This is a genomic window from Pseudomonas sp. FSL W5-0203, from assembly GCF_001896155.1.
GTDB classification, from domain to species: domain Bacteria; phylum Pseudomonadota; class Gammaproteobacteria; order Pseudomonadales; family Pseudomonadaceae; genus Aquipseudomonas; species Aquipseudomonas paracarnis.
In genome coordinates this window covers 272061-285913 of sequence record NZ_MPOR01000004.1, presented here as the reverse complement: position 1 = coordinate 285913, position 13853 = coordinate 272061, and the positions used below count along the sequence as shown (strand labels likewise).

Below are 13853 nucleotides of genomic sequence, written 5' to 3'. Positions count from 1 at the left end.
TGGTGGCGCGCTCTTCAACGCTGAGTTCGGTATAAGACATAGGGGCAGCACCGTACCGGAAAGGTCAGGTGTTGCACTCAGTTTTTGCCGCCGCCCTCCGTTAAGCCCGCCGAAGCCAAAGCATCATTACATGATCAACCAGATGAAAAATCAAAAGCAAAAGCGGAAGTTACAGTTATTTCTATTTACCCAAGGGAAAAGCCCATCACCAAACTAGTGATGATCCCCAGACCTACAGCGTCAGAGTTATTAAAAAAAGCCCGAGAAATTAACCCATCTCGTTATTACGTCAATTACATAAACCCTTATATCAAAAACGCTTCACTGACAACGTTAAGTGCAGATGAAGTGTGCATGTTAATGTCAACTGCATAAACACTGTCAATGACATTGTCGATACCGGCCGCTGGCCGAATTCTCCCAGGGGAGGTTGCTATTTAAAAAGGTTTATGACATTGACACTATACATATTTAAAGTGTCTAAGTCCGCATGCGGGGCCTCACCCCACACCCCGAAGGCTACCGAGAGCGCGAGACATGGGGCCGTCTCGCACTCCCGCCAGCCTCTAATCGACTAAAGCTGCCCTCGTGCCATATTCATAAGCTAAGGCTTGCTGTAAGAGCCCAGGAAGAGAGTGGCAGTTCGAATCTAGATAGTCCAGCGTAGCCAAGCGGACTCGACCCAGAATGGCCTCTATGCGGCTGAGGGCGCGCTCCAACGCCGTCTGATCTATGACTTCGTAGTGTGACGTAGCAACCTCATGCCCTTCCAAAAAAACCTGAATATGAGCAGCGTCTTCAAATGCATTTTCATGAATATCCCGGACGCATAAAGCTCGCTGCAATACTGGCCGCTCCAATGATCGCAATGGTCTCACTTTTTCATCCTCGCCAAATAAAAAATTCAGGCGAGCACTAAATTGCTCTTCAATAGCCGAAGTCTCATCCAAACAGCTGGTAACTAGTCGCTGAGAAGCCGAATCTAGGGAATGCAGATCAAACCGCCGAAGGTAGTTATCAAATGAAAAAAGTGGACTGTAAACTCTCAAAAATCTTTTGGCTGCGTAAAATATATCAGCAGAATCACTTGCCCATGGCCCTTTAAGAATCATTGCGATGCCCCTTCATCTTGGATTGATGAAGATTGAAGTAAAAAAATAATTTATACAACGCAAAAGATCTTATTTGACAGACACAAAGCTATAGAGACCGCCTATGTCAATTATATAAACCGGAGACAAAAATACCAATACAGTTTTTCTGTACTGACATTTCTCATGCTAAAACGAAGCCACCAAAAATCCGTCTTAATCCAAAAAGGCAGGATCAACGTAATGGGGAAAACCGGTATTTTCGGAGGAGGTTTTAATGCGTCTCCACTCATCCAACCGTTTATTTGCGCCGCTGATACCGCATATATCAAGCAGCTCCAAGTAAAGTAGATCAAGCCTCATCTCTTCATCATCAATATCTTTAAATCGGTTACTCATATTAATCACCTTATATTTAATTACTACAAACCAACAACAATCAAACTAGTATACAATTATATCAACACCAAGAACAAGGCTACTCAAGGTGTGCACTGCGTGCCACCTTGATCCTTGCAAGGGTTCCCCTTGAACCCTAAAAGCGTGGGGTTCCCCCACCCCCCAATAATAACAATAATAATGGCACAGACTTATGAACGAACAAGACGAATTGCCTGCTGTTAAACAGCAGTCAAAACTTACAACCACGCGTATTCACATCAAATTAAAAAAAACGCTTAAAACTGAGCTTGAGCAAAAAGCTTCTGAAAATTTTATGTCGCTATCACAACTACTTTTGCAATCAGCCCGAACATCAACCATCACTATTAAACGAACAGACGCTCCGAAAAGCTCCAAAGAACTGCTTGTAATGACTGCCGCGTATAATAAATTTGGCAGCCAGTTGAATATGCTCGCCAAGCATTGCAATACATTCAAAGAAAACAGCAACACAATGAAAATTTTATCTTGTTTAATCGACATCGAACGCGGCATAACAGAACTAAAAGCTGAGCTACTTGGAGAACTGTAATGGCAATGCACGGCTTCAGTTGCCATTCAGGGAGTGGCGGGGGCGGCGGTAGCGGCCCAGTCAATTATATGATCGATGAAAACTACTACGACAAAGAGGTAGCCGCGTGGGCACTAAGAAACCCATTGCCAAAAGTGATCGAGGGCAGCCCGGACCTGATGAAACAGATGATCGATGCACTTGATCATAAGCACAAATATACCAGTGGTGTTGTGTCGTTCACCAAAGACGATACCGATAAAATCAAATCAGCTGGTTTAGAGTCTTCAATAGCCGATATCACACACCGCCTGAAAGAGATGCTATTTGCGGGAATTTCCCAAGAGCACCAGCACATCTTGATCGTCGCTCATACCCACCTAGATCGACTTGAGCTTCACTACGTTTTACCTCGGCATAATTACGAGATAGACCGTGCTTGGAACCCAGCACCACCAGGTGATGGGAAATATAGGCAAATGGACGCTTTTACAGATCTCATTAATGTCAAATATGGGTTGGACGACCCGCGTGATCCTTTGCGCGCTAGAGTAACCAAAGAACCCGAATGGGCCCCGACTGATAATAAAGCCACACGACAAACACTAGATGCTTTTTTTAAACAAGCTGTTGTTGACGGTGCAATTGATAACCGCCAAGAACTGATTAACCTAACCAAAAAAGCAGGGTTCGAAATTACCCGCGTAGGCAAAGACTCTTTGTCTATAAAAGCCCCGGGGGCGGAGAAGGCGATAAGACTCAAGGGAGAGATTTACAATGAACGATTCACTAGCACATCTGAGCTTGCAAATACAAAATCAAAAAGCGCAGAACGAAAAAGCTATCTCGCAAAACCTGAGGTTGCTCGAAGATATAAAGCAGCACTCAATGAGCGTCAGAGCTTTATCGAAAAGCGTTTCGGAAAAGCACTTGGAGTCCTGCGAAATAGCGAAGATTATAAAAGCCTACGAAACATCCATGGCGCAAAGCACGGCGAAATTTTGGAAGTTAGCAAAATTTATAGGTGCCGGAGCAACATTACTAATGATAGTCCAAATCGCAATCCTAATAAAAATGGCGGCCTAAATGACTCTTTTGGAAGACACATTGATCAAATTATTACAGCAGCAGAACGAACAATTGGAATTACAAAACTCGGAACTATCGCAACAAATTTGTGCTTTCGAGATTCAACTGAAATTGTTAAGCAAGGAGCTTCAATTCTTAAATCGGCAAATCCAAGCATTGAGACCGTAGTTTCAAAAGCAATATACGCATCAGTTCCCTCAGCGCCTATAGCGGCTTTAGGATTTGGCGGAGACTCGGTAGATTCAGGCGATCCAGAAGCTGATAGGGTCTTGCGCATTAAACGCATGGAAGGGAATGAGATAAATCAAAAGAATGTTGCGCGAGCGAACAGAGAAGCAGTCGCGTCGCGAAAATCTTTCGACCTTGAGCACTAATTTAGGACTAATTATAATGCAAATAAAATCTCAAATAAACGAGTCAGAATATCTCGACGACATTGATCAAATGTTAATAGAAAACTCCAAAAAGCGCGCCTCTGTCGTTGTTCAATGGCTCGTGACAACAGCAATGATTGGTTGCTTCTTTATTTATACAGAGATTTTTAAAATTCTATATGCTTCTTTTTTACACCACATGGGAAATTTAACATGAGAGAGACTACAAGCAATAAAACAAACAATCAGACTGGTGTCTTGGTCGCAGAAATAGCGCGCCTTCAGAAATCGATTACCTATTACCAGCTTTTGCTATCTCAAATTTCCATGGCAGAGAGAATCAACGCCCTTAGTATTGATCTAGGTATATCAGCCCCTGCCCATTATGATTACATACCCCTATCTCCCGCTGAAAGAAATTGCCCTTCAGAAAAATCCCGCGATTCAAAAGGCGCTAAAGGAAACAAAGCTACAGGTGACACCACTACCTGTAACACACTGAAGCTGCAAAGAGGGGGGGGCTACCGCCCTCTAAACAACTACGACTAAAACAAACTTAATTAGCCCAAGCCGCATTTAGCTCTACACAAGCACGAGTGAAGTGATTTTTTTCAACGCGTAATTTAACATACTGAAAAATCACGGTGACGATCATCAACCATGTTGCGAATTGCATATGGATATCAATGAGCCTATCCATGTCTCCATGTATATATTGCACAGGAAACCATACTGCAATGCTCATAATCAATAGAAACAAAGCGTATAGTCGATTAAAAGGGTTCTTGCTGTAACGACCGAGGATATTTTTACCGGAAATTAGAGCGCCTCCACCGATAACGATGCCACCTATATAGCCGAATACCGGCACGCTTAGACACGCGGCATATATGATAGCCAGCAGAATCGCCTTTGGCGTGTTTAGCAGTGCTTTACCTTGTACTGGGTCTTCGACCGGGATTTCACCTCCTCGTTTGAAGGCGATCAGTTCATTATTCAGAAACGCTAGGCCTATCTTCCTTCCCACGATGAGAGGAGTGGTCGAATTAGTAAGCACCACTTTTTTTGTCGACTGATCCCTCAGGTTTTTTAACCAAGCCTCTTTAAAATGTGTTGTCTCGATGGAATCAGCATCACCGTGTATCACACTGCGCTGATCTGCACTTAGTACTTCAAAAATTCCCGCTTCGAATCGCATATCAAGTCCTTAGAGGATTTCGAGTACGTAACATCCTGACTCACCGGCGACCTAGTTTTTTGCTCAACGTAACGCAGGAGTCACGTTTTGGGTCGTAAATGCCGTGGCCATAAAGACATCATAGCGGCGAGAGTTTGCCCATGGCAAGGATCTCAGCAGGCTCAGATAAAAACGGTGCGTTGATAGGACTCGGCGCAGCTATTCGTGCGCGGCGCAAGGCTATGGGGCTGTCTCAGGAAGCACTGTCAGACGCAGCCGAGATCGACCGTTCTCACATGGGAAAAATCGAAAGGGGGGAACGTAATATCACTTTTCTCAACATAGTAAAAATTGCGAAAGCGGTGGGATGTAGGCCATCAGATTTACTGCTCGAGGCGGAGCTATAGCATGAACAAAAAGCCCAGTTAGATAACTGGGCTTTCTGCTCCGCGTAGCGTTATCTTTCGTATAATCTAAATGGAAGATCCTCAGCTACAGCTTGGCCTGGCGTACATAGCCATTGCCAAAGCTGTTCTTCCGTTAAGCTCTTTTCACAAAGCCTCAGTAACGCCTCCCCCAAATCACCGCTCTCAACCACGCTTAATCGACCGCAAGGAATTACCGCTTGAGGCACACTTGGGTCTACTCCTGGGTGACATAATGTGATGCAGAAAGAATTTTTATGACCATGAATTTCGGAAGCAGCTAAGACTTCTACAGCTTTGTTATAGTCAACTAGCTTATCGCCTTCTTTAGATTTCAGTTCTACTACTACCGGAGAAGATCCAGCTAACTTAACTAAATAGTCAGGCGCACCGGTTTTCGTTTTATCATCTAGCTTTTCAAAAACGACACCTAGCTCTGTTAACACATTTTCAAAAGCAAGTTCAAAGGCATCCCCTTTGGCTGAGTAAAATTGCTCAATCAAGTGTCGGCTTTCACATCTGGCGGCTCGCTTCAAATGCCGCTCCGCAGCTCTCTGCCGCTGAGCTACTTTCCATACCCTACAAGCGTCCCTTATCCAATTAGCTTTGGCCTGAGGACTGGGTTTCGCTTTTGAAAATGCCAGCACGCGCGCAGCATCATATTCAGCGCTACCTTGCATAAGCTGTTGAGGGGTAGTAATGCCCTGCTTTTTTAGAGAAATAATTTCGTGTCTTCCGAGACGGTAGTCACCACCCGGCGGGCAGAGTCCAACCATCCAGAGCACGTCGTCAGGCAAGCCTTCCTGTACTCGGAAAGCAAGACGCTTAAGAACACGTGTAAGTTTAGAAATTGAGTGTAGATTCTCATCCGCTCCCCGAAGTGCCGCAGGCCGAAGCAAATGCGGCACTCGACTATCTCCAGCAGCCATCGCTATCGAGGCTAGTCCCTGTAAAATCCAAGACAGGTTTCTATTCATGTCGCTAATTACTCCTGCACTTAGCGACTCCAACTCTCTTTCTATAGACCTAATTTCAGCGCCATCCACCCATTTTTTACATAATGACGCCGCGTTAGTGGGCGCAGGATCAGCTTGCCAGATTGGCTCCATTAAATTATTGGATAAGTGATCAGCATCATAAATTATTTTATTTTCTAGCTGGTAAGGCAAAAACCTTGTCGGCTTAACGCCGCCGCGAGAGCGAAACTCTGGACTAGAAAGACAAGCAGAAAATATAAGCATCTCAAGGCGAGATTTACTTTGAATATTCCCAAACTCGGAAAATAGAACTGCAAGGATATTTGCATCCCTAGCTAGGTAATTTACAAGAAACATTCCTGTCTCAGGTAAAAGCCCGCTGAAACCTACTGCCTTTCCTACCGGAGTTACACTAAGAACTCCGCCCCCATTTTCGATAACGAAACCAGCGGCTATTAGGCCGTCGAGAGCCTTCTTGATTTTGGCTGGCCACGTGGCGAAAGATACGGTATTTGTATCCTCTTCTCTAAGAGCACTAAATGTCTTACATATTAAAGCTTCGAGTTCGGCCCTAGTCGTGCATAGACCAGAAGACAACAGCTGCAATGCGAGCTGGTTGAACCGCTCAGGAGTTACTCTAGCTTTGATAGCGGGCATATCAGCTATCGAAAGATAACTGGTAGCTAATGCTAGAGGCACACCGGTGCCAAAATAAATGACCTTGCCTTCATCATGCTCGAACCCCATCCGGCCCACACGACCAGCCATATTATGGAAATCTGCACTATCAATCGGAACATACTGACGTTGCGCGCTATTCCACCTGCGCCAATCGGAAAAAATCGCCGCTCCCAATGGAAAATTGACACCCGCAGCGAGAGTAGTAGTAGCGAAAACAACATCTAATTTATCTTCTAGCAAATACCTTTCTACAATACTACGCTCTTCGTCGGTCAAATCTGAGTTATGGCTTGCGACCCTAAACTCGAGAGTTTTAGCAAGTAGCATATTAGCAGAGGTTTCTGGCAGAGCTTCAAACTCTAAAGAAAGCTGTCCCTGCTTCCCTGAGTGAAACCTTCTTATAAAACCTTCTGCCAAATCATAGGTATCTTTCTTTTTCATGCAGAACACTATGATTGGCAACGGTGGTTTCTTTTGTTTTAGCAAATGGCAGAGAACAGATAATGTGTCCGCCCCCACACCTACGGGTATAACTCCATTATTATCTAATATATCTGGCCTCGCAGTGCTCACAGTGTGCACGCGCCCACCCGCCCAGCACTCATAACGTAAATGTTTTTCGCGTGTATGCTCTTTTAGTAGAGCCACACCAAGCCAGTTAGCGAGTTCTTCAGCATCTTTAGTTTGCAGGACCGCAGACAGACCGACGAATTGTTTCCAGCCTGCGTTTTTCATCAGCGTCAGCAGGACTTCGACGTTTTGTCCGCGACTCTCATCCCCCATTAGCTGAATTTCATCGCAGACCACTACGGTGTTCTGCATACTTTTGGGCATGCCGGATGCAGAGAGCAAAGCAAGATATTTTTCGTATGTCGCTACAAGAAGCGGCGCACTAAGGGGCGCGCTTGGATATTGGCCATTACCGTCTTCTACATAGTCGCCTGTGGCAATGACAATTGCAGACTTATCTCCGCCTAGATAATCCTCAAGCAATACATTCTGAAAATCTTCAAATTTTTGCTTTGCTAATGCTCGGTGTGTGACCAGATAAACTGTATTGTTTCCTGACGACAATCCCTCCGCTATGGCCCAAAGTCCAATTAAAGTTTTACCGGTCGACGTGGGTGAGACTACAAGCATGCTCTTTCCGCAAGCGACCCCCTGCTCGAGTGCCTTATGCTGAACATCAGTTAGGGAGATATTGCCATCCTCCCTGAAGACCAGCCCGCTTAATACGGGCTGCGAAAGTCCATGCCCTTCAGGAAGAAAGTCCTTCATGTCTGCTCCTTTGACTCGTGTATGGGACAAATTTTGCTTGAGCGGATGCCCTGTGATTCTCCGTCCCCAGTATTGGCATTCGTAGCATTAAAAAGCCATACTCGCCACAATCCCAACGCGTCAGGGCGGCAGATTTGGCAAGAGGGGGGTGGCAATGTGATCCCGAGAGCTACGCAACCATTTGTTTTTATTGGTTTTTTTAAATCAATTGATGCGGGTTCAGCTCCCCCCGGCTCCACCACTTCATCATCTAAAGACGTCCACGGACGTCTTTTTTTGTGCCTGAAATCCAGTGAATACAGGGGTTTCAGGGCTATTGGGGGCTTTCGAGGTTTTTAGAGTTCCAGGCGATTTGGTATTCCCAATGGTATTCCCGGCTACCCAGGGCTAATCTTGGGAATACCAAAAAGTGTCATGGAGTACTTCTCATGTGCGCTCAAACCACCCGCCTCTCCGACCGTCAGCTCAAGGCGATCAAACCGAGAGACAAGGATTACGTCCTCACCGATGGCGACGGGCTTCAGCTCCGTGTCAGAGTCAATCGCTCGATGCAGTGGAATTTCAACTACCGGCATCCCGTCACCAAGAATCGAATCAACATGGCACTCGGCTCTTATCCCGAGGTTTCTCTTGCGCAAGCCAGGAAGAAAACCGTTGAGGCTAGAGAGCTGCTTGCACAGGGCATCGACCCCAAAGCTCAGCGTAATGAACTGCAGGAAGCCAAACGAGCGGAAACGGAACATACGTTCGAGAACGTAGCCACCGCGTGGTTCGAATTGAAGAAGGATTCCGTCACCCCGGCGTATGCCGAAGACATCTGGCGCTCACTCACGCTGCATGTATTTCCGAGCATGAAATCAACGCCGCTGTCAGAAGTGAATGCCCCGATGGTCATCAAGCTCCTTCGGCCGATTGAGGCCAAAGGTAGCCTCGAGACCGTGAAGCGGGTAAGCCAGCGCCTTAACGAGATCATGACCTACGGAGTCAATTCCGGAATGATCTTTGCCAACCCTCTCAGCGGCATTCGAGCGGTCTTCAAGAAACCCAAAAAAGAGAACATGGCCGCGCTACCAGCTGATGAGCTTCCCGAGCTCATGATGGAAATCGCGAACGCCAGCATCAAGCGGACGACCCGCTGCCTGATCGAATGGCAGCTGCACACCATGACCCGCCCCTCCGAAGCGGCGACCACCCGATGGGCAGATATCGACTTCGACAAACGCCTCTGGACCATCCCTCCGGAGCGAATGAAAAAGCGTCGTCCGCACACAATCCCGCTGACCGAACATGCACTCTCGTTATTGGAGACGCTTAAGCCCCATAGCGCCCACAGGGAATATGTGTTCCCGTCAGATAGAAACCCGCGCACCCACGCGAATAGCCAAACAGCCAACATGGCGTTGAAACGAATGGGTTTTCAGGACCGCTTGGTCAGCCACGGAATGCGCTCCATGGCCAGCACAATCCTGAACGAACATGGATGGGATCCGGAGCTGATCGAAGTCGCGCTGGCGCATGTCGATAAAGACGAAGTTCGAAGCGCCTACAACCGGGCGGATTACATCGAACGCCGGCGTCCGATGATGGCCTGGTGGAGTGAACATATCCAGAAGGCAGCCACCGGCAGCCTGTCGGCATCCGCCATCAATCAAACCAGGGACCGTAACGTCGTGCCGATACGCTGAGCCGGCGACAATCCGTGTCGTGCAGCAGGGCGACTGAAGTGGCGACTGTCGCTAAATCTGCCGCATGCCTGCGCTTCTTCGGCCAAGCCCCTGAGTATGGGAAGGCTCCGCATCCCCATACTCAGGGGCTCACGCTTAAAAGCGTCTATCAGACAACCACGAGTTGCGCCTTTCTGCGGCGGATCAGCCCTGCTGTTAACTCATAGTAATAGACGGTCGCTGGTGCTGAGCAACGCAGATAGTGCTCTAAAAACCATCTGGTGTGCTTTTCCTTCCAGGACCAGGGGGTCGCACAACTCCAGCGCTCACGAATCGCCTTGTGCATCCTTTCTGCCTGCCTGATATGCCGCTGCCGCGTGGCATGCGCACCTTTGAGCACGGGACTCAGAAACAACGCCATATCGAACTCGGACTTCATCAACGACCTCCGATGTAGGCACTCACCACGTCGATGCGGTTATGCCCCAACTCGTGGCTGATCTGCTGGCGTGCACGCTGATCGAGTGCTCGATCGTCTCGATGACCACGACCGCCATTGATGGGCGCGGAGAAGCCGGTCAGTTGCTCATAGCGCTCACAGGCGTAAGCCGCCCGCAGTTCATGAAAGCCTTTCAATCCATGCTCATGCAGGATGTCCCGTGCCGGTCGCACGATTGTCTGTAAGAAATCTTTGTAGCTTTCATCAGGTGTTAACAGATTCCGACTGCCCTTGGGTGAAGCCTCGCTGGCCCTGTCGAGGGCGCCACGAACTTGATCCGTGACCGCAATCCAACGCGGTGCAGATGCGCCTGATCGACCGCCTTTGGTGCCGTCCTGGATATTGATCTTGCCCAGTTGCCGAGCCTCACGTTGCAGCCGGGGCAAGTCCGCCAAGATCGCTTCACGCAGGCGCATGCCGGTCTCCCGAGCAAGGAGCACAATGGCACTCACCCTCGATTGCTGGCCTCGCTCTGACAACGCCTGTGTGATCAACTCGACCTGGACACGGTCTTGGCCTTGCGGGGCCTCACTACGCACACCTGAGCGCTGCAAGCCAAGCGCCTTGCTCGGACTGGGGATTTTGACGTACTGATCACCGCGCAGCGCGGCCATCGTTCGGTTCACGCTGGACAGGCGGTTCTGTGCGGTGGCGATGCCGACGTTGCCCTGATCAACCTGCTTGCGCAAATGGAAGGCGTACCGCATAAGGATCTCGCGGTCGATCTGTCGCGCGTCATTGAGCCTTGGCCCTTCCTCGGATCGACACCAACGCACGAATGCCTGCCAGCGATCGCTATGGGCTTTGACGGTAGCAAAATGGCCGTCGCCAAACAGATCTCTCAGTGCTTGCGGTCCGGCATAGCTGAGCTGGCGACCGAAGCCAAAATTACGTCCCGCTCGCTTACCGACCCGAGCCATTTTTCTGTTCCTGATCGACTGCAGCGAGATCATGCAAAAGGGCTTGCCAGTACGCACTCACGATGGCGAGCTGGGCCCAATCCGTCGGACGAAAACACAGCCTGTTATCGGAGACGTAGAGATGCGCGCCCTCCTCTTTCAACCATTGGATGATGGCTGTCGGCGAGGTGATAGCTTTATGGGTGGTGGCGACACCGGCGACACCGGCGACAACCCTTGTCCTGCCTGGCTTTGAGCGTGGCGACAAAGTGGCGACAGTCGCGGCGACAAACCGCGTTTTCGGCTCCTTTTGGCGCTGAGCCAGGTGGTTGCGCAGCGCTTCATCAAGATTGAACATGGCGCACCTCGAAGGTACAACCGTCGGTGCTCAGCCACTGATGATCAATCAACTCGACCAACAGCTTGGCGGCATGACGACTGCTCTTACGGGCAAATCGGGGACCATTGCGATTCAGCTCCCGAATACTGAAGCGCTTCCAATCTTTGACCTGCAGCCAGCGCAGCAGCCGGTCTGCCTCCTCTTTTACCCGGCACACCGGTTCCTGTTCGGTCAGGCGCTGGATCTCGGAGAGGTAATAGCCGACTAAGGCCGAGGCCCGTTGGATATGATCGACCTCCACGACGCTGCTCTCCTCCACGACTGCCAGATTACCGGCGACGCGCAGCAGGTTGTCGGCGGCCTTCGATCCGCTAGGCCGTACGCTGGCCAACTCGCCAAACTCACCCAACTGGGCCTCGATGGCATCATGCAGATCAATCCAGCGACGACGAGCCAGTGGACTGAGGCTCAGCGGTGACAGCCGCAAGGCACCGTCAGCGGAAAGCGACCAAGGCTGATGAAACAGGGCCGAAAGACGGTGGTGATATCGCTTTAGGGCGGGGTCTTTGGACAAGTCGACAGCCTGGTAACTGCGTTGTCCGGCCAGGCTGGTGGGCCAGGTCATGAGGCAGCGACCGAGAATGCCTTGCCCCAGCAGCAACGGGTCACTGAGTAACTGCATGGCTAGATACGGTTGCAGCATCAGGTGCAGGCTTAAGCGTCGATCGTAAGCTCGCAAGCTTTCACCCACCATGGACCGCGCGCGATCTATCGGACTGCCGTCCCAGAGTGACGACAAGGTCGTAACCGCTTTCAAACGGTTATCTCGACTCATGGTGCTGCTACCGAGGAATTGTCCCCCCTCGTCACAGAACAGGCCCATGCTCGGCAAGTCATGGCAGAGTCCCTTGATCAGGGCCTCGATAGTCGGATCCGTGGTGATCAGCCTAGGTGCAGAGGGCTCCGCTTCAAGCGGTACGCCGTTTGTGGGGTCGGGATAGCCAGGGTTGATACGCTGCGCTTGCCGCTGCGCGACACGGTACCGGGCGAGTTGTTCACGGTAGCGCTGCCACTGCTCACGCTCCCATTGCCGTGCTGGCAGCAATGCAAAACGATCTGCCGCGGTCTTGCGATCACCTGACGCGGCCACTGTAATCAGGAACAGCGACAGGGGGTAATTTCGTCCATCGAGTTGCAAGCCCGCATGACCTTGAGTGGCTAGCGCCGAGGCAGCCAAGACCGATTGTGCGGCCAGTGCCTGGGGCACGCCGATGACCTCGGCCATGCGCTCAACCGCAGGCCCAAGAATTCCACCCAGTGCCTGGACCGGATAAGGCTCGGCCACGGGGTTTGACTCAATCAGCGGTCGAGGCGGTCGTGGTAGTTCAAGCTTCGGATCTAACTGCTGCATGGGCCCTCTCCTCGGTAATTGCTGGTTGTCCTCACGTAGTCCCGCCACGGCTGTTGAGTGTTATCAGGGATCAAGGCCCCTGCGGCCTGTGAGGTGTTCACTGACGCGGAACACACGGCTCCTTACGACCGGGAGCGAGGGCATGAACCCATGAATCTGGCCTCCTTAGTCGCATCCGAAGATGCGGGCGGGTGGAGGCTGTGCCGACTGACGAGTTCGGCACCTGGAGATCCTGAGCAGGAGAAGGCAACGACATGGACACCTGGGGCATGCCTGACTGTCAGTCAGGTGCAGCCCTTCCAAAGGCTGCGGCACCGGTGCCTGTATCGATGCGGATGGCGACGAATCAGATTTGTCAGGCCGATTGTCACGAGGAGAGTTGCGGCAATGCCTTGTACGGCTTGGTTTGCAGCAGTGGTACGAGCGCCCGTCTCTTTCCAGCAGAAAGAGACGGGCGCAGTCTGGCGCAACGAAGTGTGCCGAAAGGTGAGGTTGCTGCAGCGCAGCGAGGAAGGTTCATCGTCTGCCGCAGAGGGCAGATCAGTCGAGTGGGCATCCATCACTCTTGGGGAGTGACCGTGCGAGCCGCCGGACGCTAATCGCACTTTGGGAGAACCACCACGCAAGTGGCGTAGCCTTGAAGGTTCTGGCTACCTGGGCAGGTGCTGTCAACGACAGCGGTCCGTGCGCCAATTTTTATACCTGCTCGAAAAGGCGGTCAAGCGTCACTGCCGAAGTGCTCAGAAAGTGGCGACTGTCGCCAATTTTGTCGCCATGCTCCAGGCCACGTTCTACGTGGGTTGTCGCCGGCGTCGCCGCTGTCGCCACACCTACATCCATGCCCAACGAAAAGATTCGCACATACACTGAAATGGCGCTGCGCTTGATAAAGGTTGCAGGGAATTACTGACGGGTGAAAGCAAGCGTGGCGTTCGTCAAATTTGAAAATGGGAGGGTGGAACGCCGCGGCTTCGAAAAAAGCGAGTGAACCCTCCG

The 13853-nt window shown here is 50.4% G+C and carries 14 protein-coding genes; 6 read left to right on the top strand and 8 right to left on the bottom strand.

From position 1 onward, the window contains the following. On the top strand, nt 1-217 hold a 217-nt coding region (locus BOP96_RS30255), incomplete at its 5' end, for a hypothetical protein (protein ID WP_218189983.1). A 349-nt stretch (nt 218-566) separates the two neighbouring features. Here BOP96_RS30255 and BOP96_RS29470 read toward each other — a convergent pair. Together BOP96_RS29470 and BOP96_RS06700 are read right to left on the bottom strand one after the other, a co-directional pair. Further along, nucleotides 567-1112: a hypothetical protein gene (locus BOP96_RS29470; RefSeq protein ID WP_138726209.1), complete on the bottom strand. Its 546-nt coding sequence runs from the start codon at nt 1110-1112 to the stop codon at nt 567-569. A 195-nt stretch (nt 1113-1307) separates the two neighbouring features. Then, nucleotides 1308-1490 (bottom strand): hypothetical protein, encoded by a 183-nt coding sequence (locus BOP96_RS06700; RefSeq protein ID WP_073452191.1) that lies wholly within the window; start codon nt 1488-1490, stop codon nt 1308-1310. A 193-nt stretch (nt 1491-1683) separates the two neighbouring features. Here BOP96_RS06700 and BOP96_RS06695 point away from each other — a divergent pair, with 193 nt between their 5' ends. The 3 genes from BOP96_RS06695 (at nt 1684) to BOP96_RS29460 (ending at nt 4055) form a co-directional block, all read left to right on the top strand. Beyond that, entirely contained in the window at nt 1684-2064 is a 381-nt protein-coding gene (locus tag BOP96_RS06695) for a hypothetical protein (RefSeq protein ID WP_073452189.1), read from the top strand. Further along, complete coding sequence (locus tag BOP96_RS29465) at nt 2064-3506, top strand: relaxase/mobilization nuclease domain-containing protein (protein WP_073452187.1); 1443 nt, start codon at nt 2064-2066, stop codon at nt 3504-3506. The genes BOP96_RS06695 and BOP96_RS29465 overlap by 1 nt, the downstream gene beginning before the upstream one ends. 213 nt (nt 3507-3719) lie before the next feature. Continuing rightward, complete coding sequence (locus BOP96_RS29460; protein ID WP_138726208.1) at nt 3720-4055, top strand: hypothetical protein; 336 nt, start codon at nt 3720-3722, stop codon at nt 4053-4055. Between the two features lie 7 nt (nt 4056-4062). Here BOP96_RS29460 and BOP96_RS06680 read toward each other — a convergent pair whose 3' ends face one another. After that, complete coding sequence (locus BOP96_RS06680) at nt 4063-4704, bottom strand: hypothetical protein (RefSeq protein ID WP_073452183.1); 642 nt, start codon at nt 4702-4704, stop codon at nt 4063-4065. Nucleotides 4705-4844: 140 nt separating this feature from the next. On the opposite strand from BOP96_RS06680, the gene BOP96_RS06675 reads away from it, so the two are divergent. Further along, complete coding sequence (locus BOP96_RS06675) at nt 4845-5090, top strand: helix-turn-helix domain-containing protein (RefSeq protein WP_073452181.1); 246 nt, start codon at nt 4845-4847, stop codon at nt 5088-5090. Between the two features lie 50 nt (nt 5091-5140). On the opposite strand, the gene BOP96_RS30025 is transcribed toward BOP96_RS06675, so the two are convergent. Beyond that, complete coding sequence (locus BOP96_RS30025; RefSeq protein ID WP_073452179.1) at nt 5141-8044, bottom strand: DEAD/DEAH box helicase; 2904 nt, start codon at nt 8042-8044, stop codon at nt 5141-5143. A 428-nt stretch (nt 8045-8472) separates the two neighbouring features. On the opposite strand from BOP96_RS30025, the gene BOP96_RS06665 reads away from it, so the two are divergent. Then, a complete protein-coding gene (locus BOP96_RS06665; protein ID WP_073452177.1) occupies nt 8473-9729 on the top strand; it encodes an integrase domain-containing protein in 1257 nt (418 codons plus the stop codon). 148 nt (nt 9730-9877) lie between these two features. On the opposite strand, the gene BOP96_RS06660 is transcribed toward BOP96_RS06665, so the two are convergent. From BOP96_RS06660 to BOP96_RS06645, 4 genes are read right to left on the bottom strand one after another with little or no spacing between them, the layout of a single operon-like run. Continuing rightward, entirely contained in the window at nt 9878-10147 is a 270-nt protein-coding gene (locus BOP96_RS06660; RefSeq protein ID WP_073452175.1) for a hypothetical protein, read from the bottom strand. Further along, nucleotides 10147-11127 (bottom strand): integrase domain-containing protein, encoded by a 981-nt coding sequence (locus BOP96_RS06655; RefSeq protein ID WP_073452173.1) that lies wholly within the window; start codon nt 11125-11127, stop codon nt 10147-10149. The genes BOP96_RS06660 and BOP96_RS06655 overlap by 1 nt, the downstream gene beginning before the upstream one ends. Continuing rightward, a complete protein-coding gene (locus tag BOP96_RS06650) occupies nt 11111-11464 on the bottom strand; it encodes a hypothetical protein (protein WP_073452171.1) in 354 nt (117 codons plus the stop codon). The genes BOP96_RS06655 and BOP96_RS06650 overlap by 17 nt, the downstream gene beginning before the upstream one ends. After that, entirely contained in the window at nt 11451-12857 is a 1407-nt protein-coding gene (locus BOP96_RS06645) for a YfjI family protein (protein ID WP_073452169.1), read from the bottom strand. The genes BOP96_RS06650 and BOP96_RS06645 overlap by 14 nt, the downstream gene beginning before the upstream one ends. Nucleotides 12858-13853: the final 996 nt, after the last annotated feature.